Origin of the sequence: Microlunatus kandeliicorticis, assembly GCF_014137855.1 — a bacterium.
GTDB classification, from domain to species: domain Bacteria; phylum Actinomycetota; class Actinomycetes; order Propionibacteriales; family Propionibacteriaceae; genus Microlunatus; species Microlunatus kandeliicorticis.
The window spans coordinates 1-25,904 of sequence record NZ_JACGWT010000007.1; the positions used below are offsets into that span (position 1 = coordinate 1).

Below are 25,904 nucleotides of genomic sequence, written 5' to 3' on the forward strand. Positions count from 1 at the left end.
AGCACGGCGTTGACCAGCAGGCCGATCAGCCAGATGGTCAGGATCCGCACCGGGCTGAACCGGTCGGCCAGTCGCCCGGTCAGCGTGTTGCCGATCAGGCTGGCCATCCCGTAGCCGAACATGATCACGATCACCGCCCAGCCGCGGGCGAAGCCGAGGATGAGCACGGCGTAGGTGAAGCAGGTGTAGCTCGCGGTGAGGATGCCGGTGCTGACCAGCAGCCCGGCCAGCAGCCGCGGCTGGCGCAGCGGACGCAGCCGGCCGCGCAGCGAGCCCGGCGGCAGCGACAGGTGCGGGAGCTTGATCAGGATCCCGATCAGGGCCACGGTGCCGACCACCGCGACCATGATCAACGGGAACCGCCAGTCCGACTGGCCGAGCAGCAGACCGACCGGGACCCCGAGCGCGGTGGCGGTCATCCAGCCGCCGAGCACGAACGAGAGCGCCTTGCCCCGGTGCTCGACGGGCGCCAGGTGGATGACGTACGCGGTGATCGCCGCGTTCATCACCGCGGCGCCGAGGGCGGCGACGACCCGGCCGGCCAGGGCGACGCCGTAGGCGGGGGCCAGCGCCACCACCAGGTTGCCGAGCACGAAGACGGCGAGCGAGAGCACGATGGTCCGGCGCCGCTCCCAGCCGCTGGTCAGCGCGCCGAGCACCGGCGCGCCGAGCGCGGAGGTGAGGGCGAACACCGAGACCAGCTGGCCGGCGGCGGCGGTGCTGACCTGGAGGCCGGCGGCGATCTGCGGCAGCAGCCCGGCGAGCACGTAGCCGTCGATCCCGTTGGAGAAGGTGGCGACCGCCAGCCAGATCAAGGCGCGGTAGGGGAGGACGTTCCGGGTGGCACCGGCCGGGGACGTGGACATCGGCGCCCAGCATCGCAGCCGCTCGGCGGGACCGTCGGGCGGGGTCGGCGAGCGGGTCCGGCGAGCGGGCCGGGCCGGCGGATCGCGGGCGAGGTCAGCGCAGCGCGCGGAGCAGCTGGTGCCGGTGGCCCTCGCCCCAGAGCACGGCGTTCTGCTCGCGCTCGAGCTCGCCGTCCTCGATCTGCCGGGTCTGCCGGAGCCGGCCCCGGCTGGCCATCTCCTTCATCAGGGTGACGCCGGCCCGCTGGGCGGCCAGGACGTCCTCGACCAGCGACTCGTCGAGGGCGATGCCGTAGGCCTCGGCGAAGATCCGCAGCCGCTTGTGCCGCCGCGGACGCCGGGTCATGCCGAGCAGGTCGTGCCAGTAGCTGCGGTCCCGGAGCGGGATGAGGTAGTGGAGGGCATAGCCGATGTCCTCGCGGCGGGTGCCGACGGTGGCGTACTCCCAGTCGATCAGCCCGACCAGCTCGCCGTCGCGCCAGACCATGTTCCACGGGCCCGGGTCGCCGTGGCAGACCAGCTCACCCGGGCCTCCGGTGCCGCGGCGGCCGTCGAACCAGACCGGCTCCTCCTCGGGCTGCCAGCCCTCGACCGCGTCGTGGTAGCGACGCAGCAGCTGGGCCACCTCGGCCACCTTGTCGTCGTCGGCCACCACTCGGCAGGCGTCGTCGCCGGAGGTCCCCGCCATGAACGAGACCTCGTCGTCGGTCTCGGTCAGCCGGACCGGGAGCGGCGCCTGGGTGAACCCGGAGTCGTGCAGGTGCCGGAGCAGCGCGTGCACCGAGGACGACCACGGGTCGCGCGGGTGCCGGACCACGTCGCCGATCCGGACGACGGGTCGGTCGTCGCGCTGCTGCAGCACCTCGGGGGCGCTCGGGTCGGTCGGCACCGGCCGACGCTAGCCCACCGGGTGGTCGCGCAGCCAACCGAGATAGCGCAGGACGCGGTGGGCTCGCACGGCGTCCCGCACCCCATCGACGACGCACCAGACCGAGACGCCCATCATGACGAGGACGTAAGAGGGGTCGCCGAGCTGCGCGGCATTGACCGTGAGGACGACCGGCCACCCGACGCTCCGCAACACGTGCCCGACCGGCCGACCGCGCTGCTCCGCCACCCCGTCCACCACGCGCAGCCACGGCGTCGGCAGAGGTTCGTGAGATCGGAGCGCCTGCTCGAGACGGCGGCGCCAGGCCCCGGCGATCGCCACCGTGGCATCCCCCGCAGGTCGGCGGCTGGCCCACGAGCCCGGATCACGAGTGTTGATGATGAGCCCGGCCAGGTTGAGGCCGAAGCCGACGAGGAACAGAGCAACCGTCACAGGGAACGGCAGAAAGGACCGGAAGGGGGTGCCGGTGGCGTCCCGCCCCATCCAGTCCCAAACGAGAACCACCAGCACAAACCCAGGGCGATGCCGAGCGCCACCCAGCTCTGGATGCGGCGCCGGCGGCGACGAGCGCGAGCGGATTCGGTGGGTCGATCGTCCAGAAGAGACCAGGCGTCCTCGCAGGCTTCGACCGCCTCCGGGGTGAACCACACCGGATCCGGTCGGCTCGGGGCCGTCGTCTGCACCGCCACGGCGTGAGGTTAGCGCTGGAAAAGCGCGCTCGCGTCCTTCTGCAGGTGGGGAAGGGTGGCTGGCGGTCAGCCGGCGGAAGGGCCCGCCGCGCCGTCGGGGTCGAGGGCCAGCCGGACCAGGGCGGCCAGGTCGCCGGTCAGCTGTGTCTCGCCGACCGTCGCGGACCGGCCCGGGGCGTCGATCGAGTAGACGAAACGATCCGGGCGTCCGGGCACGCCGCCCGCGAACGCCGTGAGGTCGACCCGCTCGAGCAGCTCCCGGGCCTGCCGGCCGCGGTCGTCGCCGTCGAGGGCGATCCGACCCGTCCGGCTGACCCCGGCCAGACCACCCGACCGGCGCACCACGAGCTCGTCGGCCGTCGTCGGTGCATCGTCGGTCATCGTCGTCCTCCTGATCCGGAACACCGTCCATCCATGATGCTCCCGGCGCGCGGGTCGGCGCACCGCTGGTCTGTGGGTCGGCGGAGGCGGAGATGTCCGAACGATGAGACGGACACGCCTCGGGTCGGCGGCTGATTCGGACCCCAGGGAAGAGCGCGAGCGCGGCGGCCCCGGGCTCTTGTCCAGAACCGGACATGTCCAGAAGAGGACCCGGAATCCGGGTCAACGGTGGTCCCGGCACGACTAGGTTGGTGAACGGCGCCGAGCGATCGGCGTCCCGCCGGTACACGAACCGGCAGATCGTCGTGGCGAGGTTGTTACGGAGGACGACCGAGCGACACGGGACGACGAGGGGGCATCCTCGTCGTCGGCGTGATCGGTCGTCGAACGCTTCTACGCCGGCCCTCGTGACGGATCTGCGGCGAGTTGTGTCGGATGGCCGTCGTCTTCGGGGGAACACCCGCTGAGTTCCCGCGAGTTCGACGGAGGGGCCACATCGGGACCCGATCCCGAGTAGGATCCCGAACGAAGGCATGCAGCATTGCTGCAGCCGTGAACCTGGCGACTCAGTCGTGGTCGACGCCGCAGATCGGGCCGTCAGTCGATGAGTGACCATCGAGACGATGGGCACTGATCACATCCCCCCGGGTGGCGCCCGCGGTTCTGTTCCCAGGACCGCGGGCGCTGCCGGTAGAGGAACAGTAGCACGCCTGGGGCCGGTTTGTCCTAAACCGGACATGTCCGGTTTTGGACAGTTTGCGGCTGGGTCGCTCGGGTGCCCGCTGATTAAGTTGTGGCCACGAGCGCCGACTGACCATTTCAACTAGCGGGGTTGAAGGGTCGGCGCCAAGAAGGATGCCCAAAATGTCTCACTTCGTGAACGCTTCAGCGACCCCTCTGGCCCTCGTCGAGGGGTCTTCCACGCTCGTTTTCCGGAGCGGAAACGATTCCCTCCCCACCGGGTACGCCCTGGAGGCCATCAACGGTGTCAAGCCGGTGTCGGTGGCCGAGGCGATCAACGGTGTGAAGGCGATCAACGGTGTGAAGCCGGCGCAGATGATCAACGGTGTGAAGGCGATCAACGGTGTCCGTCCGCAGGTGGCCATCAACGGTGTGAAGGCGATCAACGGGGTGGAGCCCGTCGAGATGATCAACGGCGTCAAGGCGATCAACGGTGTCCGAGCGCACGTCGCCATCAACGGCGTCAAGTCGATCAACGGTGTGCGGCCGGTCCAGATGATCAACGGGGTCAAGGCGATCAACGGTGTGCGTCCGCACGTGGCCATCAACGGTGTCAAGGCGATCAACGGTGTGCGTCCGCACGTCGCCATCAACGGTGTGAAGGCGATCAACGGTGTGCGGCCGGTCGAGATGATCAACGGTGTCAAGGCGATCAACGGTGTCCGTCCGCACGTGGCCATCAACGGTGTGAAGGCGATCAACGGTGTGCGGCCGGTCCAGATGATCAACGGGGTCAAGGCGATCAACGGTTTGCGTCCGCTGTCGATGATCAACGGCGTCTGAGGTTCGTCGGCGAGGCCGCGACCGCCCGCCGGTCGCGGCCTGTCCCGAGTCGCTGACGGCGCGAACCACTGACGACGGGTCCGCGCGCCAGGCCCACCCGTCAGCGCAGCTCCGGGCCCTCCTGCGGGGCCAGCCGCTGCATGTCCTCGCGCATCGCCTCGCTCCGGGCCAGCGCAGCCCCCAGCTGCAGCCGGGTCTGCACCTCGAGCTCGTCCATCAGCTCGGCGATCCACCGGCGGACCGAGCGCTCGGTCACCCCGAGCTGACCGGCGATCGCCACGTCGGTCGCGCCGGTCATCAGCAGGTTGATCAGCGAACCCCGGCGAGGGTCGCGCCGGGGGCCGTCCTGGCCGGCCACGATCGTCACCGACCGGTCCCAGACCGCCTCGAAGAGCGACTGCAGCGCGTCGACCAGGATCGGGTGCCGGACCAGGGTGGCCCGGATCTCGCGGTTCACGTAGGAGCTGGGCGCCGGGATCAGCGCGACGGAGTGGTCGACCAGCACCAGTTTCATCGGGACGTCCCCGGTCCGGGCCCGTTCGCCGTGACTGATGAACAGGCTCATCTCCTTGAGCCGTTCCGGACCGAACCCCGGGTGGTAGACGCCCCGGAGCTCGACCCCACGGTTGAGCGCCTGGTACTCCGCCGAGTTCGCCTCGAGCCACTCGCGGGTGGCGGAGCGGGTGGTCACGTAGGGCGGCTTGTCGAAGCCGCAGATCTCCTTCTTCGCCTCTTCGCAGATCCGGTTGAGCATGCCCTGGACCTCGCTGGGCCCCATCACCGACTGCAGCCCGTCGCCGTTGCCGATCGACCCGAGCAGCCGGGAGTGGAGGGCGTCCGCAGCCTGCAGTGCCGACTCGAGCTCGGCGTCCCGACGAGCCTTGAGCACCCGGACCGCCTCGGGCAGCGGGATCGCCTGCCACTCGCTGCCCATCCGTGCCGCCAGGCCGAGCCGCTCCAGCTCCTGGAGGTCGCGCTCCAGCTCCTCGGGGCACCGTCCGGTGCTGCTCAAGGCGTCCAGATCGGCGCCGCGGCGGAAGGCGAACAGGGCCGTGTAGCAGGCCTCAGCCTCGGGTGACACCCCGAGTGCCTGCAGCACGTCGCGCCTCCTGAGCCTCCGCTTGATCCCAGTGTCTCAGATTCCGGCCCGAACGGACCCGCGAGCGCGTCGTCGATCTCGCGGGGCGGTCCCCCACGCACCGCCGCGCTGGTGCCGGACGCGATGATGGGCGCCGGGCGGGAGGCCCGACGAGGACGAGCAGCGAGGAGCGGACGATGGCGGAGCTGGCACAGATCGGGGTCACCGGGCTGGCGGTGATGGGGCGCAACCTGGCCCGCAACTTCGCCCACCACGGCTACCGGGTGGCGGTGCACAACCGCACGCAGGCCCGCACCGACTCGCTGCTCGCCGACCACGGCGACGAGGGTGACTTCGTCGGCTCGTCCTCGCTCGAGGAGTTCGTCCAGTCGCTCGAGCGGCCGCGCCGGATCATCATCATGGTCAAGGCCGGCGCCGGCACCGACGCGGTGATCGAGGAGCTCATCCCGCTGCTCGAGAGCGGCGACATCGTCATCGACGCGGGCAACGCGCACTTCCCCGACACGGTCCGCCGCGAGAAGCTGCTCGCCGAGCACGATCTGCACTTCGTCGGCATGGGCGTCTCCGGCGGCGAGGAGGGCGCGCTCAAGGGCCCGTCGATCATGCCCGGCGGCCCGGCCGAGTCCTACGAGTCGCTCGGCCCGATGCTCGAGGAGATCTCCGCCCACGTCGACGGGGTGCCCTGCTGCACCTACATCGGCCCCGACGGCGCGGGCCACTTCGTCAAGATGGTGCACAACGGCATCGAGTACGCCGACATGCAGCTGATCGCCGAGGCCTACGACCTGCTCGGCCGCGGGCTCGGGGCCGACGCCGCCGAGATCGCCGGGATCTTCCGGACCTGGAACGAGGGCGACCTCGAGTCGTTCCTCATCGAGATCACCGCCGAGGTGCTCGCCCACACCGACGACCGCACCGGCAAGCCCTTCGTCGACATCATCCTCGACCAGGCCGAGCAGAAGGGCACCGGTCGCTGGACCGTCCAGAACGCGCTCGACCTCGGGGTGCCGATCACCGGGATCGCCGAGGCGACCTTCGCCCGGGCGCTCTCGGGTTCGGTGCCGCAGCGCGAGGCGGCCCGCGAGGCGCTCCCCGCCGACGCCGAGGAGTGGGTGATCGAGGACCGCGACGCCTTCATCGAAGACGTCCGGCTCGCCCTCTACGCCTCCAAGGTGGTCGCCTACTCCCAGGGCTTCGACCAGATCGCCGCCGCCAGCCGGGAGAACGACTGGAACATCGACCGCGGCGCGATGGCCCGGATCTGGCGCGGCGGCTGCATCATCCGGGCCCGGTTCCTGAACCGGATCACCGAGGCCTACGAGCGCGACCCGGAGCTGCCGCTGCTGCTGGCCGACCCCTACTTCACCGAGGCGGTGGGCAACGGGCTCGCCGCCTGGCGCCGGATCGTCGCCGGGGCCGCCCGCGCCGGGGTGCCGACCCCGGCGTTCAGCTCGTCGCTGGCCTACTACGACGGCATCCGGGCCCAGCGGCTGCCCGCGGCGCTGATCCAGGCCCAGCGCGACTTCTTCGGCGCGCACACCTACCGCCGGGTCGACGACGAGGGTGCCTTCCACGTCGAGTGGAGCCTCGACCGCAGCGAGACCAGCGAGGGTCGGCCGGCCGGGAAGAAGGAGGACACCGGGATGGCGCAGGCCGAGAAGGCCGGTCCGGCGCAGTGACCGCGTCGCGGTGAGTCCGGACGCCGACCCGGCGCGGCCGGTCGCGTTGGTCCTCACCGGCGTCTCCGGCGTCGGGAAGAGCACGGTGGCCCAGGTGATCGCCGAGCGCACCGGGTGGGCGTTCTGCGAGGCCGACGAGCTGCAGCCGGCCACGAACGTGGCCCGGATGAAGGCCGGGATCCCGCTGACCGACCTCGACCGGCACCCGTGGCTGATCGCGGTCCGCGGCTGGATCGACGCCCAGCCCGGGCCGGTGGTGGTGAGCTGCTCGGCGCTGCGGCGCAGCTACCGCGCGCTGCTCGCCGAGGCCCGCCGACCGGTCTGGTTCGTCGAGCTGACGGGGGACTTCGATCAGGTGTGGCCGCGGCTGAGCTCCCGGGCCGCGCCGTACATGAACGCGACCCAGCTCGAGTCGCAGTACGCGGCGCAGCAGCCGCTGACCGTCGACGAGCCGGGCGCGCGGGTCAGCGTGGACGGTGACCCGGACACCGTCGCCGACCGGGTGCTGGCCACCCTCGACCGGACCTCTTGACCGCTCACGCCCAGCGGGCGGCGTCCTCCGGGGTGTCGATGTCGTCGGTCAGGGCCGGCTCCAGCGGCAGCCGCACGGTGGCCGGCAGCAGGGCGAGCAGGTCGCGGGCCCGCCCGCCGCTTCGGTCGCCGGCGTCGGCCAGCCGGCGCAGCGACTCCCCGCAGACCGCGAGCTGGAGCGGCTGGTCCCGGCCGTCGGCGTCCACCGCCAGGCAGGCGGTCGCCTCGACCGCGTGCAGCCGCTCGACCAGCGCCACCGCCGATCGACCGCCGGTCGGCAGGTCGCCCGGGACCACCACGACCAGGTCGGCGCCCTCGTCGCGGGCTGCGCGGACCCCGGTGACCAGCGCGGCCGCCGGACCGCCGCCCGGAGGCTGCTCGCGGACGAACCGGAACCGACGTCCCGACCCGCTGGTCGCCCCGGTCGCTCCGGTGATCCCGGAGCCGCTGACCGCGAGGTCGCGCTCGGGCCCGACGATCACCACCAGCCAGTCAGCGGGCAGGTCGTCGAGGCAGCGCTCGAGCAGGGTCCGCCCGGCCCACCGGTGCACGAGCTTGTCGGAGCCGAAGCGCCGGGAGGCACCGCCCGCCAGCACCACGCAGGCGACGCCGGTCATCGTGCCGGTCCCGCGATCAGGACGCGCTCAGAGGCCGCGGAGGAAGTCCGGGTCGTCGTCGGGGGTGCGCGGACGGCCGACCCGCTCGTTCTCGCGTCGCGACTCGGCGTTCGGGCGCCCGAAGACCAGCCAGCAGACCGATCCGGCCAGCGGCAGGCAGATGATGGCGGTGGCCCACAGCCAGCGCGGCATCCGGCGGACGGCGTACGGCTCGGCCTGGGCGACCTCCACGATGCAGTAGATCGCCAGCAGCACGATCATGATCACCGGGAGATACCTGCCCATGAAAACAGGTTAAGCCCGGAGGGCAAGACCGCGCACGGGTTCGGTCGGACCCGTGGGGGCCGCCGCTCAGCCGTCCGTCAGGGCCGGCTGGGGGCTCGTCGGTCCCGGGCCGGGCCGCCGGCCCGCCCTAGGATGACGCGCATGTCCGAGCGGCCCGCGTCCCCTGCCGACGCCGGGCCCGGGTCGGCGGTGCGCGACAACCACCCGTCGCTCGCCGAGCTCCGCGCCGTTGCCCAGCCGCCCAGTGTGGTCGGCCGCCGCAACTCCGAGCACTGGGCCGGCAGCTACCTGCGCCGCGGTTCGATCCACCTGACCCGCCTGCTGCTGCCCACGGGGATCAGCGCCAACGGCGTCACCTGGATGTTCATCGCCGTCGGGATCCTCGGGGCGCTGGTGCTGGTGCTGCCGGGTTGGTGGCCGTTCCTGGCCTGTGCGGTGCTGATCCAGCTGCACATCCTGATCGACTGCTCCGACGGTGAGGTCGCCCGCTGGCGCGACCAGCGCTCGGCCAGCGGCGTCTACATCGACCGGGTCGGGCACTACCTCGTCGAGTCGCTGCTCCCGGTCTGCCTCGGCGTCCACCTCGACGGCGGGATCGCCGGACTGCACGACGGCCGGCTCGGCTGGACCACCATCGGCGCGCTGGTCGCGGTGGTGGTGATCCTCAAGAAGTCGTTCGGCGACCTGCTCCACGTGGCCCGCAACGCGCACGGCTGGACGAAGATGAGCGAGGACGCCGAGATCGCGGCACCCCGGTCGGCCGGACTGCGGTCGCTCCGCGGGATGCTGCGGTTCTTCCCGTTCTTCCGCGCCTTCGGGGCGATCGAGTTCTCGCTGATCCTGCTCGTGGTGGCGACCCTCGACCTGGTGCTCGGGCTCGCCGGTGCCGAACCGGCCGGCGCGCAGCGGGCGCTGCAGGTCTGGATGGTCGTCTGCATCCCGCTGGCGTTGCTCACCGCGGGCGGCTACCTGATCTCGATCCTCGCCTCGAGCCGGCTGCGCCAGCCCTGAGCGGCCCCGTCGCGGACGCTCAGATGATCGGCGGCTGACCGAGCCGGGTCAGCTCGGCCACCGTCCGCCACTTCATCGGCCGCCGCGGGCCCGGGTCGCCGCGCCAGCCCTCGCGCCAGCCGGCCACCCAGGTCTTGGTCGACTCCCAGTCGCCGCGGTTGCGCAGCAGCGAGATCGCCGTCCAGACCCCGACGTAGGCGGGCACCAGCGGGGCGGGCAGGTTCCGACGGGCCACCCAGACCCGGTTCCGGGCGTTGAGCCGCAGGTAGTAGGTGTGCCGCCCCGGCGCCGTCGCCGGGTGGTGGACGATGAGGTCGGCCTGGTACCAGGCGTCCCAGCCGTGGTCGCGGAGCTTCCAACACAGCTCGACGCCCTCGTGACCGAAGAAGAAGTTCTCCGGGAAGCCGCCGACCTCGTCCCAGGCCGACCGGCGGTAGAGGGTGACGCCCTCGGGGCAGGTGAATGCCGGCCCCGACCGGGCCGGGTCGCCGACGTGCGCGCGCGGCACCCAGCGACGCAGCGTGGTGCCGTCGACGTCGGCGATCCGCGGGGCGAGCAGCCCGAGCCGCGGCTGGGCGTCGAAGATCTCCATCGCGCGGCGCAGGAAGCTGCGGTCGCCGAGCCAGCCGTCGTCGTCGAGGAACATGAAGACCTCGCCGGTGGTCTGCGCGACGGCGAAGTTGCGACCGGCCGGGATGCCGAGGTTCTCGGTCAGCCCCATCGTCCGGACGCCCTCGGGGATGCCCGTCGGCTCCCAGGCCTGGCCGAGCAGGAAGACCTCGAACGAGTCGTAGTCCTGGTCGAGGGCGCTGGTCAGACAGCGCCGGAGCTCACCCGGACGGTTGCCCATCGACATCACGACGACGCTCACCCGTGGTCGACCGGCCATCCGGACAGCGTACGAGACCGGCCGTCCCCTGCGAGGATGCGCGCTGTGGAGCCGCTGAACCGAGACGACCCGCGCGGCTGGGTGTCCTGGGCCATCGCCCGGGTCGAGGCCGACGCCAACCGGAGCGCCGACACCCACCTGCACCCGTTCCCGCTGCCCGCGGCCTGGGGGGTCGACCTCTACCTCAAGGACGAGTCGGTGCACCCGACCGGCAGCCTCAAGCACCGGCTGGCCCGCTCGCTGGTGCTCTACGGGCTGTGCAACGGCTGGATCGGGCCGCACACCCTGCTGGTGGACGCCTCGTCCGGGTCGACCGCGGTCAGCGAGGCCTATTTCGCCCGGCTGCTCGGGCTGTCGTTCGTCGCGGTGATGCCGGCCAGCACCGTGCCGGAGAAGTGCGAGCTGATCCGGTTCCAGGGCGGCCGCTGCCACCTGGTCGACGACCCGACCACGATCTACGACGTGGCCGCCGGGCTGGCCGACTGCGAGGACGGTTTCTTCCTCGACCAGTTCACCTACGCCGAGCGGGCCACCGACTGGCGCGGCAACAACAACATCGCCGAGTCGATGTTCGCCCAGCTGAGCCGCGAACCGCACCCGGTGCCGCGCTGGATCGTGGTCGGCGCGGGCACAGGCGGCACCAGCGCGACCATCGGCCGCTACCTGCGCTACCGGCGGCTGCACACCAAGCTCTGCGTGGTCGACCCGGAGAACTCGGCCTTCTACGCCTCGTGGACGACCGGCGACCCGACCGTCCGCGCGTCCGGGTCGCGGATCGAGGGGATCGGACGGCCGCGGGTCGAGCCGAGCTGGGTGCCGACCCTGGTCGACCGGATGATCCCGGTGCCCGATGCCGCCTCGATCGCCGCGATGCGCCGCGGCAGCGCGCTGCTCGGACGACGGGTCGGCGGCTCGACCGGGACCAACCTGTGGGGGGCGTTCACCCTGATCGCCGAGCTGGTCGCCGAGGGAAGGCGGGGGAGCGTGGCCACCCTGATCTGCGACGACGGCCACCGCTACGACCACACCTACTACGACGACGGCTGGCTGGCCGAGCGCTCGCTCGACCTCGCGCCGCACGACGCGGTGCTCGACGAGTTCCTGGCCACGGGCCGCTGGACGGGTTGAGTCCCGACCGCCTGGACGGAGTGCGAGGTCGGCCTCAGGCGCCGGCGGGTCAGAGGCGCTGGTCGGGTCAGGGGTGCTGGCGGGTCAGGGGCGGGCGAGCTCGGCGCGGACCCGGTCGGCGACCGCGGCCGGGTCGAGAGCGGTGGTGTCGATCACGGTGGTCTCCCGGGCCAGCCAGCCCAGCGCGGCCTCGTAGTCGGCCCGGCGCTCGCGCCGCCAGCCGCCGGCGTGCGGTTCGACCTCGTCGGCGGCGATCCGCCGCTCGTGCTCGGCGGCGTCGACGTGCAGGGTGAAGGCCCGCACCCGCTGGCCCGCCGCGGTCAGCCCGGCGCGCAGCTCGCTCCAGTAGGCCTCGACCACCACGGTCTGCGGGACGACCACCGGCCTCTCCCGCTGGCGGGCCACCGCGGCCACGGCGGCCACGCTGACCGCCCGCCAGGCCGGCCAGTCCTGGAAGTCGGGCACCGGGCAGGCCCGCTCGAGCGCGTGCCGGAGCATCAGCCCCACCCTCTCGGTGTCGAACAGGCCCCAGGTCCCGTCCGCGGTGAGCAGGCCGGCGGTCGTCGTCTTGCCCGCGCCGAACGGTCCGTTGAGCCACACGATCACGGTGCTCAGTCTCACAACAGGTCCGCGCCCGCGTGTTTGTTCCGGCGTTCACAAGCTCACTACAGTGGGGATGTTTGCGTCCCGGGCCAGCCGACCCGGAGGAGGGAGGCCGCCGGATGTCGTCCGCGCTGGTGGGCCCCCAGACCGCGAAACGGGCCAGCGCGAAGCGGGCCGCCAAGGAGTCGCGTCCGGCCCGGAGCGTCCCGGAGGCCACCGTCGCCCGGCTGCCCGTCTATCTGCACGCACTGACCGCGCTCGCCGACACCGGCGTCCGCACGGTGAGCAGCGGCGACCTGGCCCGGGCGGCCGGGGTCAAGCCGGCCCAGCTCCGCAAGGACCTGTCGCACCTCGGCTCCTACGGCACCCGCGGCGTCGGCTACGACGTGGTCAACCTGGCCGCGCAGATCGGGCTCCGGGTCGGGGACAGCCAGCCGTGGCCGGTGATCATCGTCGGGCTCGGCAACCTGGGCCGGGCGCTGGCCAACTACGCGGGCTTCCGGTCCCGCGGCTTCCCGGTGGTCGCCCTGGTCGACGCCGCGCCCGAGGTGGTGGGCGGCCGGATCGAGGGTCTGCCGATCACCTCGATCGACGACCTCGACGCCACCGTGGCCGCCACCGGCGCCACCATCGCGGTGATCGCGACCCCCGCCGAGGCGGCGCAGCGGGTCTGCGACCAGCTGGTCGCGGCCGGGATCACCAGCATCCTCAACTTCGCCGCCACCGTGCTGACCGTGCCCTCCTGGGTGCGGGTGCGGAAGGTCGACGTCGGCCAGGAGATGCAGATCCTGGCCTACCACGAGCAGCGGAAGGGGCCGGCCGGGCTGCCCGGCGCACCCGCCGTCGCCCACTTCGCCGAAGGAGAGTCGTGAGCATTCTGGCGGTCAGCGTCTCGCACCGGACGACCGGTATGGACGTCCTGTCGCAGGTCGCGATGGACGCCGACGTCGCCGGCAAGCTGGCGCTCGAGCTGACCGGGTCCGAACACGTCGACGAGGCGGTCGTCCTCTCCACCTGCAACCGGACCGAGCTCTACACCGCGGTCAGCCGGTTCCACGGCGGGCTCGACGACGTCACCCGTGCGCTCGCCGAGGTCAGCGGGCTCGACCCCGCCACCGTCACCCGCAGCTGCGCCGTCTACTTCGACGAGGGTGCGGTCGCGCACGCCTTCGACGTCGCCGCCGGGCTCGACTCGCTGGTGGTCGGGGAGAGCCAGATCCTCGGCCAGGTGCGGACCGCGCTGATCCAGGCGCAGCAGGCCGGCACCGTCGGGCCGGTGCTCAACGCGCTCTTCCAGCAGGGGATCCGGGTCGGCAAGCGGGTGCAGACCGAGACCCGGATCGGGACCGCCGGACGTTCGCTGGTCACCGCCGCCCTGGCCGAGCTGGTCGCCGAGATCGGCCCGCTCGACGGGCTCCGGGTGACCGTGGTCGGCGCCGGCGCGATGGCCGGGCTGGCCGCCCGGACCGTGCACCGCGACGGCGCCGTGCTGACCTGTCTCAACCGCACCACCGATAAGGCCGAGCGGCTCGCCCAGGCGGTCGGCGGACGCGGGCTCCCGCTCGGCGCGCTGCCCGAGGTGCTCGCCGACACCGACGTGGTGATCACCTGCACCGGCGCCCGCCACCAACTGCTCTCGGCCGCCGACCTCGACGGCACCCCGGTCCGCGGGGTGATCGACCTCGCGCTGCCCGCCGACGTGGACGGCGGCGTCGGGGCCCGGCTGCCGCTGGTCAATCTGGCCCGGCTGCTGACCGCCGGCACCGCCGGCAGCGACGCCACCGCGCCGGCCGCCGAGGTCGAGGCGGCCCGCACCCTGGTCGAGGGCGAGGTCCGCGACTTCCTCGGGATGCGTCGCGCGGCCCAGGTCGCGCCCACCGTGGTCGCCCTCCGGACGATGGCCTCCGAGGTGGTGGCGGCCGAGATGGCCCGGCTCGACGCCCGGTTGCCGCAGCTCGGCGGCCGGGAGCGCGAGGAGGTCGGCCGCACCGTCCGCCGGGTGGTGGAGAAGCTGCTGCACCAGCCGACGGTGCGGATCCAGGAGCACGCCGCGGACCCCGGCGCGATGGACTACGCGGCGGCGCTGCGCGAGCTGTTCGCGCTCGACCCGCAGACGGTGGCCGCGGTGCTGTCGCCCGACGTGCACCGGTGACCGGCGCCCCCCGGACGATCCGGATCGGCGCCCGGCGCTCGCCGCTGGCCCGGGCCCAGGCCGAGCTGGTCGCCGCCCGGTTGGAGGCCCTCGGCCACCCGACCCGCTACGTCCCGATCGTCACCCACGGCGACACCGACCGGCGCGAGCTGACCCAGATCGGCGGCACCGGGGTGTTCACCAGCGCGGTCCGCGACGCGCTGCTGGCCGGCGAGGTCGACGTCGGCGTCCACTCGCTCAAGGACCTGCCCACCGCGCCCGCCGACGGCCTCCGGCTGGCCGCCGTGCTCGAGCGTGAGGACACCCGCGACGTGCTGGTCGGGCTGCGGCTCGACGACCTGCGCGACGGGACGACGCTCGGCACCGGTGCGCCGCGCCGGGCCGTCCAGCTGCACGACCTGGCCGGCCGCCGCGACGCCGCCGTCCGGGTGCTCCCGGTCCGCGGCAACGTGGACACCCGGATCGGGCTGATCCTGCAGGGCCGGGTGGACGCCGTGGTGCTGGCCGCCGCCGGGCTGCGGCGGCTGGGCCGGCTGCCGTCCGGGGAGCTGCCGGCGGACGGCGTGGTCGAGGTCGCCGGACTGCCCGCGCAGCTGCTCGGGCACGACGTGATGCTGCCGGCGCCGGGGCAGGGGGCGATCGGCTGCGAGATCGCCGAGCGGCTCGACCCCGCGCTGGCCCAGGCGATCGGACGGCTCGACCACCCGTTGACCAGGATCGAGACCACGGCCGAGCGGGCCTTCCTGCGCGAGCTCGAGGCCGGCTGCACCGCGCCGGTCGGCGTCAGGGCGACGGTCACCGGGCCGACGACGTACCCCAGAGGTGACGAACCAACGGACGGGGGCGGTGACCTTGTCAAATCTGTCCGTGATACAACCGCCGATTTGACTCTGCGTGCCGTTGTTGGCAAAACCATAGGAGACACATTCGACGAACCGACCGAGGGCAGTCCTTCGACTCAACGGGACCCGGCTTGGCCTTCCACCACGCCGGAGCTGATCAACACCGAGGTGATCAGGATCGAAGGGCACGGATCATCGTCCGCTGCCGCCGACGTGGGGAGACGTCTGGCTCGGCTGGCACTGTCGCAGTGAGTCGACCGGAAAGCATGCACGTCTGCGAGCCCGACCGGAGACCCTGGCCGGGATCGCGTTCCACGGGTCACAGACACTGACCCGGCCGCTCAGAACAGAACGTGAGATCTCACCCGTGAGCACTACTGCTGCCCGCAAGTCCCGATCCTCCTCAACCTCAGCCCGGACCTCCACTCCCGTCACTCCGGCCGGCCGCGGCCGGGTCATCTTCGTCGGTACCGGACCCGGCGATCCCGATCTCCTCACCCTCGGCGCGATCGCGGCGCTGGCCGAGGCGAACGCGGTCATCCTCGACAGCGACGGCCAGAACGAGATCCTCGGCCATCCGGCGATCACCCTCGCCGAGGGGGCCGAGGTGGCCTGCCTCGGTCTGTCCGAGGCCGGCAAGCCGCTGACCCCGTCGGCGCGCGCCAAGGTCGTCATCAAGCACGCCCAGGCCGGCGCGCGGGTGGTCCGGCTGGTCACCGGCGACCCGTTCCTCGACAGCGCGGTCTCCGACGAGGCGGCCGCCTGCGTCCGGGGCGGCATCGACTTCGAGGTGGTGCCGGGTGTCTCCAGCCTCACCGCGGTCCCGGAGTACGCCGGCATCGCGCTCAACAACGCGGGCGGCGTGCACTTCGTCTCGGTGACCGAGGGCCGCTTCGCCCGGAGCAGCTCGGCCGAGTGGGCCTCGGCGGCGACGCTGGTGGTCAGCACCCGGGTCGGGATGGTGGCCGACTTCGTCGACGTCGCGCTGGCCGTCGGCCGGTCCGGTGACGACCCGGTGCTGGTCACCTTCCACGGCGGCAGCACCGAGCAGACCTCGGTGGCCACCCGTCTCGACGACCTGGTCGGCACGGTCAAGGCCGTCAAGGCCCCGGCCGTCGACCTCGTCCACATCACCGTCGGTGCCGCGGTCGAGCACCGCGAGGAGCTCAGCTGGTACGAGACCAAGCCGCTCTTCGGCTGGCGGGTGCTGGTGCCGCGGACCAAGGACCAGGCGGCCTCGCTGGCCGCCCGGCTGCGGACCTACGGCGCGCACAGCGACGAGGTGCCGACCATCTCGGTCGAGCCGCCGCGGAGCCCGATGCAGATGGACAAGGCCGTCCGCGGCCTGGTCGAGGGCCGCTTCGAGTGGGTGGCCTTCACCTCGGTGAACGCGATCAAGGCCGTCCGGGAGAAGTTCGAGGAGTACGGGCTCGACGCCCGGGCCTTCTCGGGGCTCAAGGTGGCCGCGGTCGGCGAGCAGACCGCGCACGCGCTCCAGGCCTGGGGGATCGAGCCCGACCTGGTGCCCTCGGGTGAGCAGTCGGCGGCCGGGCTGGCCGCCGAGTGGCCGCCCTACGACGAGGTGCTGGACCCGATCAACCGGGTCTTCCTGCCCCGCGCGGACATCGCCACCGAGACGCTGGCCGCCGGGCTGATCGAGCTCGGCTGGGAGGTCGAGGACGTCACGGCCTACCGGACCGTCCGGGCCGCCCCGCCGCCCGCGCCGGTCCGCGAGGCGATCAAGACCGGCAAGTTCGACGCGGTCGTGTTCACCTCGTCCTCGACCGTGCGCAACCTGGTCGGGATCGCCGGCAAGCCGCACACCTCGACGGTGATCGCGGCCATCGGGCCGGCCACCGCCAAGACCTGCGAGGAGCACGGGCTCCGGGTCGACGTCATCGCGGCCAAGCCGTCGGTGCTGGCCCTGGCCGACGGCCTGGCCGGGTTCGCCGCCGAGCGCCGGGACGCGATGCTCGCGGCCGGTGAGCCGGTGTCCAAGCCGTCGCAGCGCAAGACCCCGGTCCGCCGGCGGAGCTGACCGGGACGAGCTGACCGGACGACGCACGACCCTTCGACGGGCTCAGGGCACCGTGGCCGCGGTGCCCTGGGCCCGTCGTCGTCCCGGGGCCCGTCGAAGGGCGCAACGAAGAGAGAAGTGATTGTGGAGCTGACCCACCGACCCCGCCGGCTGCGGACCACCCCGGTGCTGCGGGCGATGGTCGCCGAGACCTCGGTCGAACCCCGGCAGCTGGTGCTGCCGGTGTTCGTCGCCGACGGCATCGACGAGCCGCGACCGATCGGATCGATGCCCGGGGTCGTCCAGCACACCCTCGACAGCCTGCGGGCCACCGCCGCCGCGGCGGCCGAGGCCGGGCTGGCCGGGGTGATGCTGTTCGGCGTACCGAAGCCCGAGGACAAGGACCCGACCGGCAGCCAGGCGCTGGCCGAGGACGGGATCCTCAACCGGGCGATCGCCGCGGTCCGCGCCGAGGTCGGCGACACCACCCTGGTGATGAGCGACGTCTGCCTCGACGAGTTCACCGACCACGGGCACTGCGGGGTGCTGACCACCATGGCGACGGGTGCGGTGGTGGTCGACAACGACGCCACCGTCGAGCTGTACGCCGAGATGGCCCGGGCGCACGCGGCCGCCGGCGTCCACCTGGTAGCCCCCAGCGGGATGATGGACGGCCAGGTCGGGGCGATCCGCGCCGCGCTCGACGCCGACGGCGCCCAGGACGTGGCGATCCTGGCCTACGCGGCGAAGTTCGCCTCGTCGTTCTACGGGCCGTTCCGCGAGGCGGTCGCCTCCTCGCTGCAGGGTGACCGGCGGGCCTACCAGCAGGACGGCGGCAACGTCCGCGAGGCGCTCCGCGAGGTCGCGCTCGACGTCGAGCAGGGCGCCGACCTGGTGATGGTCAAGCCGGCGCTGCCCTACCTCGACGTGATCGCCCGGGTCCGCGACCTGGTCGACGTGCCGGTCGCGGCCTACAACATCTCCGGGGAGTACGCGATGGTCGAGGCGGCCGCCGCGCACGGCTGGATCGACCGCGAGGCGGCGATCAGCGAGACGCTGACCTCGATCCGCCGGGCCGGCGCGGACGTCGTACTGACCTACTGGGCGCTCGAGTGGGCGCTCGGTCGGGAGCAGGGCCGGGGTCGCCGGGCCGGTGGCCGCTGACCGTCGGCTGAGTCGGGCACCCGGGCGCCGGGGCCACGGCCAGTAGTCTCGAGGACGATGACCACCACCTCGAGCACGTCCTCGGCCCGCGCCCTGCCCGACACCGCGAAGGACGCCCGGTCGGCCGAGCTGTTCGCGCGCGCCCAGCAGGTCACCCCGGGCGGGGTGAACTCGCCGGTCCGCGCGTTCAACGCGGTCGGCGGCACCCCGCGGTTCATCGCGCACGCCCACGGGCCCTACCTGGTCGACGTGGACGGCAACGAGCTGGTCGACCTGATCTGCTCCTGGGGGCCGCTGCTGCTCGGCCACGCCCATCCGGAGGTGCTGGCCGCGGTGGCCGCCGCGTCCGGCCACGGCACCTCCTACGGCGCCCCGACCCAGGCCGAGGTCGAGCTCGCGGCCGCGATCGTCGACCGCACCCCGGTCGACCAGGTCCGGCTGGTCAACAGCGGCACCGAGGCCACCATGACCGTGCTCCGGCTGGCCCGCGGCGTCACCGGCCGGGACAAGATCGTCAAGTTCGCCGGGTGCTACCACGGGCACGTCGACGCGCTGCTCGCCTCGGCCGGCAGCGGGGTGGCCACGCTCGCGGTGCCCGGCACCCCCGGGGTCACCGCGGCCACCACCGACGACACCATCGTGCTGCCCTACAACGACCGTGCTGCGGTGCGGGCCGCCTTCGAGCGGTACGGCGACCAGATCGCCTGCGTCATCACCGAGGCGGCCTGCGGCAACATGGGCGTGATCCCGCCCGGGGTCGAGGACGGCGTCGGGTTCAACACCTTCCTCGCCGAGATCTGCACCTCCCACGGCGCGCTGTTCGTCTCCGACGAGGTGATGACCGGGTTCCGGATCACCCCGTCCGGCCAGTACGGCATCGACGGCGTGGTGCCCGACCTGATGACCTTCGGCAAGGTGATGGGCGGCGGGTTCCCGGCGGCGGCGTTCGGCGGCCGGGCCGAGCTGATGAACCACCTGTCGCCGGTCGGCGGGGTCTACCAGGCGGGCACGCTGTCGGGGAACCCGGTGGCCACCTCGGCCGGGCTGGCCACGCTCCGGCTGGCCACCGCCGAGGTCTACGCGGCCGTCGACGCCGCTTCGGCCCGGCTGCAGGCCGAGGTCGGTGCGGCCCTCGACGCGGCCGGCGTCCCGCACGTCATCCAGCACGCCGGCAACCTGTTCAGCGTGTTCCTGGTGCCCGAGGGGACGACGTCGGTGCCCGACTACGCCACCGCGCAGACCCAGTCGACCCGGGCCTACGCCGCGTTCTTCCACAGCATGCTCGACCACGGCGTCTACCTGCCGCCGAGCGCGTTCGAGGGCTGGTTCCTCTCCGCTGCGCACGACGACCGCGCGCTCGACCGGGTGGTCGACGCCCTCCCGGCCGCGGCCCGGGCGGCGGCCGAGGCGGCCGAGGCGGCCTGAGGCGCAAACCAGTTCGGACGACGGCGCGGGCGTGGGGCAGGACACACAGGCCGACCGTGTAAGACAGCACCCGGCCCGGCGCCCCGGGCGGAACAAGGAGACAGGCCGGCACGCACCGGCCCGAGGACGAAGGAGACGGCGAGCCGATGAGCGGTGAGCGCACCGTGGTCCACCTGATGCGGCACGGCCAGGTGGAGAACCCGCACGGCGTGCTCTACGGCCGCCTGCCCGGCTACCACCTGTCCGAGCTCGGCCGCCGGATGGCGCTCCAGGCAGCGGAGTCGTTCCGCGGGCTGGATCTGGTCCACCTGCGCTGCTCGCCGCTCGAACGCGCCCAGGAAACCATCGCGCCGGTGGTCGAGATCGTCGACCTCCCGGTGATCACCGACGGCCGGGTGATCGAGGCCGACAACTACCTCGAGGGCCGCACCTTCAGCGCCAAGAACTCCGCGCTCAAGGACCCGCGCACCTGGCGCTACCTGCGCAACCCGCTCAAGCCGTCCTGGGGGGAGCCCTACCGGCAGATCGTGGCCCGGATGCGGGCCGCGATCGCCGACGCGCGCGAAGCCGCCGCCGGGCACGAGGCCCTGATCGTCAGCCACCAGCTGCCGATCTGGATGGCCCGCTGCGACGCCGAGGGCCGCCGGCTCGCGCACGACCCGCGTCGCCGCGAGTGCACGCTGGCCAGCGTCACCAGCCTCACCTTCCAGGGCAGCCGGCTGACCGCCGTGAGCTACCGGGAACCCGTCGCCGACCTGCTCCCGGGCAAGGAGCGGTCCACGAAGTTCGTCGCCGGAGCCTGATGGCGCACCCCGTCCAGACCGCCCGTCCCACCCGTCGGTCCCGGCGCACCGGTCTCGCGCTGCTCCTCGCCGGGCTGCTCGCGCTCACCGGCTGCGCGGCCAACAGCGGCGCGGAGCAGACCCGGACCGGCTCGCAGACCGGCTACGTCGGCACCCGCCAGCTCACCCGGGTGCCGGTCGGCGACCGCGAGAAGGCACCGGTGGTGAGCGGGCCGCGGCTCGGCGGCAGCGGGACGATCTCCAGCGCCGACTACGCCGGCACGGTGCTCGTGATCAACGTCTGGGGCTCGTGGTGCCCGCCGTGCCGGGAGGAGGCGCCGGGGCTGCAGAAGGCCGCCGAGGAGACCCGCGGCAAGGCGCAGTTCCTCGGCATCAACAACCGCGACTTCGGTGAGGCCGCGCCGGCCGCGTTCGTCCGGGCCAACAAGATCAGCTACCCGAGCATCTTCGACCCGTCCGGCACCCAGCTGGTGAAGTTCGCCGGCAACCTGCCGCCGAGCGCGATCCCGTCCACCCTGGTGATCGACGCCCAGGGCCGGATCGCGGTGCGCATCCTCGGCCCGATCAGCGCCGACACTCTGGTCGACATCGTCGACGACGTGGCCGCGGGCCGGTGACGGGGCTGGTCGCGATGGACGTCGGCAGCTGGGCGCAGAGCGCGGTGGGCGGCACGATGCTGCTCGCCCTGCCGGTGGCGCTGCTGGCCGGCCTGGTCTCGTTCTTCTCGCCGTGCGTGCTCCCGCTGCTGCCGGGCTACCTCTCGTACGCGACCGGTCTCGGTGCCGCCGAGGTGGTCGAGGGCAGCCGACGCCGCGGCCGAATGCTGGCCGGCTCGCTGCTCTTCGTGGTCGGATTCGCCTTCGTGTTCGTCTCCGGCGGGCTGGTCTTCGGTGCGGTCGGCCAGCTGCTGTACGCCCACCGCCGGGCGATCTCGGTGGTGATCGGTGCGGTGACGATCGTCCTCGGGCTCGTGTTCAGCGGGCTGCTGCCGCTCGGGCGCCGCGAGCTCCGGTTGCGCTGGACGCCCAAGGTGGGGGTGGCGGCCGCCCCGCTGCTCGGGGTGGTCTTCGGGATCGGCTGGACCCCGTGCCTGGGTCCGACGGTCGGCACCGTGCTCACCCTGGCGCTCAACGAGGCCAGCGCGTTCCGGGGCGCACTGCTGGCCTTCGTCTACGCGCTCGGGCTCGGCATCCCGTTCGTCGCGGCGGCGCTGGCCTACGGCCGGATGGCCCGGACGGTCGGGGTGGTGCGGCGTCACCAGCGGGCGCTGATGCGCGCGGGCGGTCTGATGATGGTGCTGGTCGGGGTGCTCCTGGTCAGCGGACTGTGGGACAAGGCGATGATCTGGCTGGTCAGCTGGGCCGGCCGGTTCACGCCGGTGATCTGAGGACGAGGCGATGAGCAGCGATCTGCAGACCGATGCGACCCGGACGGTCGAGGAGACCGAGCCGGGGCGTCCGGACGGCACCGGCGGGTCGGACGGGGCCGGCGGCGGGGACGGCAACGGCCGCGACCCTGGCCCGTCGAAGGGCGCGCCCGCGCTCGGGCTGGTCGGCGGGCTGCGGTTCCTCTGGACCCAGCTCACCTCGATGCGCACCGCGTTGGTGCTGCTGTTCGCGCTCGCCGTGGCCGCGATCCCCGGGTCGGTCATCCCGCAGCGCAAGATCTCGCCGATCGCCGTCGACGACTTCATCAGCCAGCACCGCACGCTCGGCCCGCTCTACGACAAGGTCGGACTGTTCGCGGTCTACAGCTCGCCCTGGTTCTCCGCGGTCTACCTGCTACTGTTCGTCTCCCTGATCGGCTGCATCGTCCCTCGGGTGCTGACCTACGCCAGGGCCGTCCGCGCCAAGCCGGTGCGGACGCCGCGGAACCTCGGCCGGCTGCCGGTCGCGGAGAGCTGGGAGAGCGCCGACGAGGCCTCGGTGGTGCTGGACCGGGCCGAGGCCGAGCTGCGGCGACGCCGCTACCGGGTCGCGCGCCGCACCGACGCCGGCGGCGAGTCGGTCTCGGCCGAGCGCGGCTACCTGCGCGAGGCGGGCAACCTGGTCTTCCACCTCAGCCTGCTGTTCGTGCTGCTCGGAGTGGCCATCAACGGGCTGACCCAGTTCCGCGGCAGCAGCGTGGTGGTGGTCGGGCAGGGCTTCTCCAACAGCCTGAGCCAGTACGACGACTTCAGCGCCGGCGGTCTGTTCAGCGAGCGGCAGCTGGTGCCGTTCAGCCTGCAGCTGACCGACTTCCAGGTGCGGTTCGAGACCGGGCCGGTGCAGACCGGGGCGGCGCGACTGTTCAAGGCCACCCTCAAGGTCACCGACGCCCCCGGCGAGCCGGCCCGGACCGAGACCCTCGAGGTCAACCACCCGCTCAACATCGACGGCACCGACGTCCACCTGATCGGCCACGGGTACGCGCCGGTGGTGACGGTCAAGGACGCCCAGGGCAATGTCGCCTTCTCCGGGCCGGTGGTGTTCCTGCCCCAGGACGGCAACTTCACCTCCTCCGGCGTGATCAAGGTCCCGGACGCCCGGCCCGAGCGGCTGGCGTTCCAGGGGCTGTTCCTGCCGACCGGCGCGATGACCCCGGCGGGACCGCAGTCGGTGTTCCCCGACCTGCTCCAGCCGCAGCTGCTGCTCAACGCCTGGGAGGGCAAGCCGCAGGCCGACACCGGCGTCCCGGAGAGCGTCTACACCCTCGACACCAGCGGGCTGACCCAGGTGCGGGACCCGAAGAACCCGAACCAGCCGTTCCGGTTCCTGCTCCGGCCGGGCTACGAGCAGAAGCTGCCGAACGGGCTGGGCACCATCCAGCTGACCGGCGTCCAGCGCTGGGTCAAGCTGCAGGTCGGCGACAGCCCCGGGGTCGGGGTCGCGCTGGTCGCGATCGGGACCGGCGTGCTCGGGCTGTGCTTCTCGCTGTTCGTCCGGCCGCGCCGGGTGTGGATCCGGGTGCGCCCGGCCGCCTCCGTCGGCGGCCCGGACCCGAATCATCCTGAGGACGGGGACGCGACCGGTGCGGCCGCCGACCCAGCCGCGACTAGGGAAGGGCGTCGTACTGTGGTCGACGTCGGAGCCCTCGACCGGGCCGATGCCCGGACCGGTCTGGCCGAGGACGTGGCCGAGCTGGCCACCACCCTCGGCCGGCCCGCCACGACGCAGAAGGACGTGTGATGAACGAGCAGGTGCTGTCGAACCTCAGCATGGTCACCTCGGTGGTGGTCTATCTGCTGGCGATGTTCGCGCACGCCGCCGAGTGGGCCTCCGCCCGGCGGCTGGACCCGGCCGCCGAGACGGTCGAGGGGTCCGTTACCGAGACCGCCAGCCAGCGGGTCGCCGAGCGCGAGCTGGTGGCTGCGGGTGCCGGTGGCGGCAGCGTGGTCGAGGCGCCGGCCGCCGAGACGCTGGACAGCCACCCGGACGGGACCGGCGGCGCGGACGCGCCCGCCGAGGCCGGTGCGGTCCGGCAGCGGGTCGAGTCGTTCGGACGGATCGGGTTCGCGCTCACCGTGATCGGGTTCGCGCTCAGCGTGCTCGGGGTGGTGCTCCGCGGGGTCGCCGCCGGGCGGGCGCCCTGGGGCAACATGTACGAGTTCACCACCGCCGCGATGGTGTTCATCGTCGCGGTCTACCTGGTGCTCGCCGGCCGGTTCCGGATGCGCTGGCTGGGGCTGCCGGTGACCCTGCTGGCCGCGATCGGCAACGGGCTCGCGGTGACGGTGTTCTACGTCGCCGTGGCGCCGCTGGTGCCGGCGCTGCACTCGGTCTGGTTCCTGATCCACATCGTCGCCGCGGCGATCTCCGGTGCCGCGTTCAACGTCGGCGGGGTCGCCTCGATCCTCTACCTGATCAAGCGGCGGGCCGAGAACAAGGGCGCGGTGCGGGGCTATCTGACCCGGCTGCCCGAGGCCCGCAAGATCGACGTCATCGCCTACCGGTTCAACGCCTTCGCCTTCCCGCTCTGGACGTTCACCGTGGCCGCCGGGTCGATCTGGGCCGAGTACGCCTGGGGTCGCTACTGGGGCTGGGACCCCAAGGAGACCTGGGCCCTGGTGACCTGGGTGATCTACGCCTGCTACCTGCACGCCCGCGCGACCGCGGGCTGGCGGGGTCGGAACGCCGCGATCATCGGGATCATCGGGATGGCGTCGTTCTGGTTCAACTTCATCGGGGTCAACCTGCTGTTCGCCGGCCTGCACTCCTACGCCGGGGTCTGATCCCCGCAGCCTCCGACCGGGGCGGATCGACCGCGACTGCGCGGTCCGATCCGCCCCGTTCGCGCGTTCAGGCGGCTCGGCGGCAGCGCGAGCAGCGGGTCGGTACCCCCGACCAACCCCGCAAGCGTAGGTTCTCGGCGACCTGTGCGGCCACGGCGCAGGGCGACCCGTGCACGTCGGCCCAGCCGAAACGGAGGGTGGTGAGGCCTGCGGTGGCCGCGGCGTTGTCGCGTCGCATGTCGCGGAAGCGCCCGGCGCCGGTGTGGCCGAGCCGGCCGTCGAGCTCGACCAGCACCCCGAAGGCGCGGTAGAAGACGTCGGCAACGGTCGCTCCGCGCCGGACCTGGCGCTCGGCGACCGGGAGCCCGTGGGCTCGTTCCACCTCGCGCAGGTAGGCGAGCTCGAGTGCGTTGTGCGCTCCGTCGGCCAGATCCTTCAGCAGGGCGGTGATGCGCGCCCGGTACCGGAGGCGGCTCCGCCGACGCACAGCGGCGAGCAGCCGTCGTGGATCGGTCCGGTGGGTCTGGACCGCGGCCGTCAGCCAGTCGACCACCTCGTGCTCCGGTCCGGACGACGCCAGGTCGACGGCGACGTCCTCCAGGAGTGCGCGCGGTGGGTCGCCCGGGCTGCGCGGGTCGCGCACCCCCGGGCGTTCGCGGACGAACCGCCAGGGCCCGTCGACCGTCGGTGGTGCGGTCGCGGACGGCACGAGGACGTCGATCTCGCCCGGTGCCCGGTCGAGCAGGCCCCAGCAGAAACCGGCGGCCCGACCGCCGAGCCGCGCGCGGTCGCCGCCGGTCAGCACCCCGGCCCAGGCCCAGGACGGCCAGGGCACCGGCCCCGGGAGCGTCCGGGCCACGCCGGGAGCGAGCCGGGTCCACAGCCCGTCCCGGGTCAGCCGGGTCCAGGTGTGCCGACCCAGACCGCACCCGAGCGCCTGCTCGCGGCTGACCACGTCCGCCTGCGCGCGGGCGAGCCGCAGCAGGATCGCGGGGACGGGTTCGCGCCGGTGCACGCCCCGAGGCTGCTCGATCCGGGGGTGTCCGCACCAGACCCCCTGTGGACAACCGTGACCGGGGCGGATCGGCCGCGACTGCGCG

26 protein-coding genes are annotated in these 25,904 nt (G+C 72.9%); 16 read left to right on the top strand and 10 right to left on the bottom strand.

Features of this window, described 5'->3' with window-relative positions; genetic code table 11:
* The 4 genes from FHX74_RS18940 to FHX74_RS18955 form a co-directional block, all read right to left on the bottom strand.
* Window positions 1-866, bottom strand: an 866-nt coding sequence (locus FHX74_RS18940; RefSeq protein ID WP_182561800.1) for an MFS transporter, incomplete at its 3' end; no start/stop codon positions are given.
* 94 nt (window positions 867-960) lie between these two features.
* Window positions 961-1,755: a phosphotransferase gene (locus FHX74_RS20575; RefSeq protein ID WP_182561801.1), complete on the bottom strand. Its 795-nt coding sequence runs from the start codon at window positions 1,753-1,755 to the stop codon at window positions 961-963.
* A 9-nt stretch (window positions 1,756-1,764) separates the two neighbouring features.
* A complete protein-coding gene (locus tag FHX74_RS18950; RefSeq protein WP_182561802.1) occupies window positions 1,765-2,259 on the bottom strand; it encodes a hypothetical protein in 495 nt (164 codons plus the stop codon).
* A gap of 251 nt (window positions 2,260-2,510) precedes the next feature.
* Window positions 2,511-2,825, bottom strand: coding sequence for a protealysin inhibitor emfourin (locus tag FHX74_RS18955; protein ID WP_182561803.1), 315 nt, complete (start codon window positions 2,823-2,825; stop codon window positions 2,511-2,513).
* An 864-nt stretch (window positions 2,826-3,689) separates the two neighbouring features.
* Here FHX74_RS18955 and FHX74_RS18960 point away from each other — a divergent pair.
* A complete protein-coding gene (locus tag FHX74_RS18960; protein WP_182561804.1) occupies window positions 3,690-4,349 on the top strand; it encodes a hypothetical protein in 660 nt (219 codons plus the stop codon).
* Window positions 4,350-4,449: 100 nt separating this feature from the next.
* Here FHX74_RS18960 and FHX74_RS18965 read toward each other — a convergent pair whose 3' ends face one another.
* Window positions 4,450-5,448, bottom strand: a complete 999-nt coding sequence (locus tag FHX74_RS18965; protein ID WP_182561805.1) for a helix-turn-helix domain-containing protein — start codon at window positions 5,446-5,448, stop codon at window positions 4,450-4,452.
* Window positions 5,449-5,624: 176 nt separating this feature from the next.
* On the opposite strand from FHX74_RS18965, the gene gndA reads away from it, so the two are divergent.
* Together gndA and FHX74_RS18975 are read left to right on the top strand one after the other, a co-directional pair.
* Window positions 5,625-7,127: an NADP-dependent phosphogluconate dehydrogenase gene (gndA, locus tag FHX74_RS18970; protein ID WP_182561806.1), complete on the top strand. Its 1,503-nt coding sequence runs from the start codon at window positions 5,625-5,627 to the stop codon at window positions 7,125-7,127.
* A 10-nt stretch (window positions 7,128-7,137) separates the two neighbouring features.
* Window positions 7,138-7,659, top strand: a complete 522-nt coding sequence (locus FHX74_RS18975) for a gluconokinase (RefSeq protein WP_182561807.1) — start codon at window positions 7,138-7,140, stop codon at window positions 7,657-7,659.
* 4 nt (window positions 7,660-7,663) lie between these two features.
* On the opposite strand, the gene mobA is transcribed toward FHX74_RS18975, so the two are convergent.
* Both mobA and FHX74_RS18985 read right to left on the bottom strand, forming a co-directional pair.
* Complete coding sequence (mobA, locus tag FHX74_RS18980) at window positions 7,664-8,275, bottom strand: molybdenum cofactor guanylyltransferase (RefSeq protein ID WP_182561808.1); 612 nt, start codon at window positions 8,273-8,275, stop codon at window positions 7,664-7,666.
* A 27-nt stretch (window positions 8,276-8,302) separates the two neighbouring features.
* Complete coding sequence (locus tag FHX74_RS18985; protein WP_182561809.1) at window positions 8,303-8,560, bottom strand: PLD nuclease N-terminal domain-containing protein; 258 nt, start codon at window positions 8,558-8,560, stop codon at window positions 8,303-8,305.
* A gap of 141 nt (window positions 8,561-8,701) precedes the next feature.
* Between FHX74_RS18985 and FHX74_RS18990 the strand changes: the two genes are divergently transcribed.
* Complete coding sequence (locus FHX74_RS18990; RefSeq protein WP_182561810.1) at window positions 8,702-9,571, top strand: CDP-alcohol phosphatidyltransferase family protein; 870 nt, start codon at window positions 8,702-8,704, stop codon at window positions 9,569-9,571.
* Window positions 9,572-9,590: 19 nt separating this feature from the next.
* Here FHX74_RS18990 and FHX74_RS18995 read toward each other — a convergent pair whose 3' ends face one another.
* Window positions 9,591-10,460 carry a glycosyltransferase family 2 protein gene (locus FHX74_RS18995; RefSeq protein ID WP_182561811.1) on the bottom strand — a complete coding sequence of 290 codons (870 nt, stop codon included), beginning with the start codon at window positions 10,458-10,460 and terminating at the stop codon, window positions 9,591-9,593.
* Between the two features lie 36 nt (window positions 10,461-10,496).
* Between FHX74_RS18995 and cds1 the strand changes: the two genes are divergently transcribed.
* A complete protein-coding gene (gene cds1, locus FHX74_RS19000; RefSeq protein WP_220484228.1) occupies window positions 10,497-11,588 on the top strand; it encodes an L-cysteine desulfhydrase Cds1 in 1,092 nt (363 codons plus the stop codon).
* 84 nt (window positions 11,589-11,672) lie between these two features.
* Here the strand turns inward: cds1 and FHX74_RS19005 are convergent, their stop codons facing one another.
* Complete coding sequence (locus tag FHX74_RS19005) at window positions 11,673-12,209, bottom strand: AAA family ATPase (RefSeq protein ID WP_220484229.1); 537 nt, start codon at window positions 12,207-12,209, stop codon at window positions 11,673-11,675.
* A gap of 101 nt (window positions 12,210-12,310) precedes the next feature.
* Here FHX74_RS19005 and FHX74_RS19010 point away from each other — a divergent pair, with 101 nt between their 5' ends.
* The 11 genes from FHX74_RS19010 to ccsB all read left to right on the top strand — a co-directional run bounded on the left by FHX74_RS19010 (window position 12,311) and on the right by ccsB (window position 24,804).
* Window positions 12,311-13,063: a redox-sensing transcriptional repressor Rex gene (locus FHX74_RS19010; protein ID WP_182561813.1), complete on the top strand. Its 753-nt coding sequence runs from the start codon at window positions 12,311-12,313 to the stop codon at window positions 13,061-13,063.
* Entirely contained in the window at window positions 13,060-14,343 is a 1,284-nt protein-coding gene (locus tag FHX74_RS19015) for a glutamyl-tRNA reductase (RefSeq protein WP_182561814.1), read from the top strand. The genes FHX74_RS19010 and FHX74_RS19015 overlap by 4 nt, the downstream gene beginning before the upstream one ends.
* Complete coding sequence (hemC, locus tag FHX74_RS19020) at window positions 14,340-15,437, top strand: hydroxymethylbilane synthase (RefSeq protein WP_328823935.1); 1,098 nt, start codon at window positions 14,340-14,342, stop codon at window positions 15,435-15,437. Before FHX74_RS19015 ends, hemC begins: the two co-directional genes overlap by 4 nt.
* 115 nt (window positions 15,438-15,552) lie before the next feature.
* The gene (locus tag FHX74_RS19025) at window positions 15,553-17,223 is read left to right on the top strand and encodes a bifunctional uroporphyrinogen-III C-methyltransferase/uroporphyrinogen-III synthase (RefSeq protein WP_182561815.1); all 1,671 of its coding nucleotides are present in this window, start codon (window positions 15,553-15,555) and stop codon (window positions 17,221-17,223) included.
* 120 nt (window positions 17,224-17,343) lie between these two features.
* The gene (hemB, locus tag FHX74_RS19030) at window positions 17,344-18,366 is read left to right on the top strand and encodes a porphobilinogen synthase (RefSeq protein ID WP_407941503.1); all 1,023 of its coding nucleotides are present in this window, start codon (window positions 17,344-17,346) and stop codon (window positions 18,364-18,366) included.
* A 57-nt stretch (window positions 18,367-18,423) separates the two neighbouring features.
* The gene (gene hemL / locus FHX74_RS19035) at window positions 18,424-19,791 is read left to right on the top strand and encodes a glutamate-1-semialdehyde 2,1-aminomutase (protein WP_182561817.1); all 1,368 of its coding nucleotides are present in this window, start codon (window positions 18,424-18,426) and stop codon (window positions 19,789-19,791) included.
* A 146-nt stretch (window positions 19,792-19,937) separates the two neighbouring features.
* Window positions 19,938-20,594 (top strand): histidine phosphatase family protein, encoded by a 657-nt coding sequence (locus FHX74_RS19040; RefSeq protein ID WP_182561818.1) that lies wholly within the window; start codon window positions 19,938-19,940, stop codon window positions 20,592-20,594.
* The gene (locus tag FHX74_RS19045; RefSeq protein ID WP_182561819.1) at window positions 20,594-21,211 is read left to right on the top strand and encodes a TlpA family protein disulfide reductase; all 618 of its coding nucleotides are present in this window, start codon (window positions 20,594-20,596) and stop codon (window positions 21,209-21,211) included. The genes FHX74_RS19040 and FHX74_RS19045 overlap by 1 nt, the downstream gene beginning before the upstream one ends.
* Window positions 21,212-21,267: 56 nt before the next feature.
* Window positions 21,268-21,981, top strand: a complete 714-nt coding sequence (locus FHX74_RS19050) for a cytochrome c biogenesis CcdA family protein (protein ID WP_182561885.1) — start codon at window positions 21,268-21,270, stop codon at window positions 21,979-21,981.
* 202 nt (window positions 21,982-22,183) lie between these two features.
* Entirely contained in the window at window positions 22,184-23,761 is a 1,578-nt protein-coding gene (gene resB, locus FHX74_RS19055; RefSeq protein WP_407941504.1) for a cytochrome c biogenesis protein ResB, read from the top strand.
* The gene (gene ccsB, locus FHX74_RS19060; protein WP_182561821.1) at window positions 23,761-24,804 is read left to right on the top strand and encodes a c-type cytochrome biogenesis protein CcsB; all 1,044 of its coding nucleotides are present in this window, start codon (window positions 23,761-23,763) and stop codon (window positions 24,802-24,804) included. Before resB ends, ccsB begins: the two co-directional genes overlap by 1 nt.
* Window positions 24,805-24,871: 67 nt before the next feature.
* On the opposite strand, the gene FHX74_RS19065 is transcribed toward ccsB, so the two are convergent.
* Window positions 24,872-25,819 carry a type IV toxin-antitoxin system AbiEi family antitoxin domain-containing protein gene (locus tag FHX74_RS19065; protein ID WP_182561822.1) on the bottom strand — a complete coding sequence of 316 codons (948 nt, stop codon included), beginning with the start codon at window positions 25,817-25,819 and terminating at the stop codon, window positions 24,872-24,874.
* Window positions 25,820-25,904: the final 85 nt, after the last annotated feature.

Coding starts and splice junctions, on each gene's coding strand:
- FHX74_RS18955 (WP_182561803.1), bottom strand. CDS start 2,825: ATGACCGACGATGCACCGACGACGGCCGACGAGCTCGTGGTGCGCCGG.
- FHX74_RS18960 (WP_182561804.1), top strand. CDS start 3,690: ATGTCTCACTTCGTGAACGCTTCAGCGACCCCTCTGGCCCTCGTCGAG.
- gndA (WP_182561806.1), top strand. CDS start 5,625: ATGGCGGAGCTGGCACAGATCGGGGTCACCGGGCTGGCGGTGATGGGG.
- mobA (WP_182561808.1), bottom strand. CDS start 8,275: ATGACCGGCGTCGCCTGCGTGGTGCTGGCGGGCGGTGCCTCCCGGCGC.
- FHX74_RS18985 (WP_182561809.1), bottom strand. CDS start 8,560: ATGGGCAGGTATCTCCCGGTGATCATGATCGTGCTGCTGGCGATCTAC.
- FHX74_RS18990 (WP_182561810.1), top strand. CDS start 8,702: ATGTCCGAGCGGCCCGCGTCCCCTGCCGACGCCGGGCCCGGGTCGGCG.
- FHX74_RS18995 (WP_182561811.1), bottom strand. CDS start 10,460: ATGGCCGGTCGACCACGGGTGAGCGTCGTCGTGATGTCGATGGGCAAC.
- cds1 (WP_220484228.1), top strand. CDS start 10,497: ATGCGCGCTGTGGAGCCGCTGAACCGAGACGACCCGCGCGGCTGGGTG.
- FHX74_RS19010 (WP_182561813.1), top strand. CDS start 12,311: ATGTCGTCCGCGCTGGTGGGCCCCCAGACCGCGAAACGGGCCAGCGCG.
- hemL (WP_182561817.1), top strand. CDS start 18,424: ATGACCACCACCTCGAGCACGTCCTCGGCCCGCGCCCTGCCCGACACC.
- FHX74_RS19040 (WP_182561818.1), top strand. CDS start 19,938: ATGAGCGGTGAGCGCACCGTGGTCCACCTGATGCGGCACGGCCAGGTG.
- FHX74_RS19045 (WP_182561819.1), top strand. CDS start 20,594: ATGGCGCACCCCGTCCAGACCGCCCGTCCCACCCGTCGGTCCCGGCGC.
- FHX74_RS19050 (WP_182561885.1), top strand. CDS start 21,268: ATGCTGCTCGCCCTGCCGGTGGCGCTGCTGGCCGGCCTGGTCTCGTTC.
- resB (WP_407941504.1), top strand. CDS start 22,184: ATGCGCACCGCGTTGGTGCTGCTGTTCGCGCTCGCCGTGGCCGCGATC.
- ccsB (WP_182561821.1), top strand. CDS start 23,761: ATGAACGAGCAGGTGCTGTCGAACCTCAGCATGGTCACCTCGGTGGTG.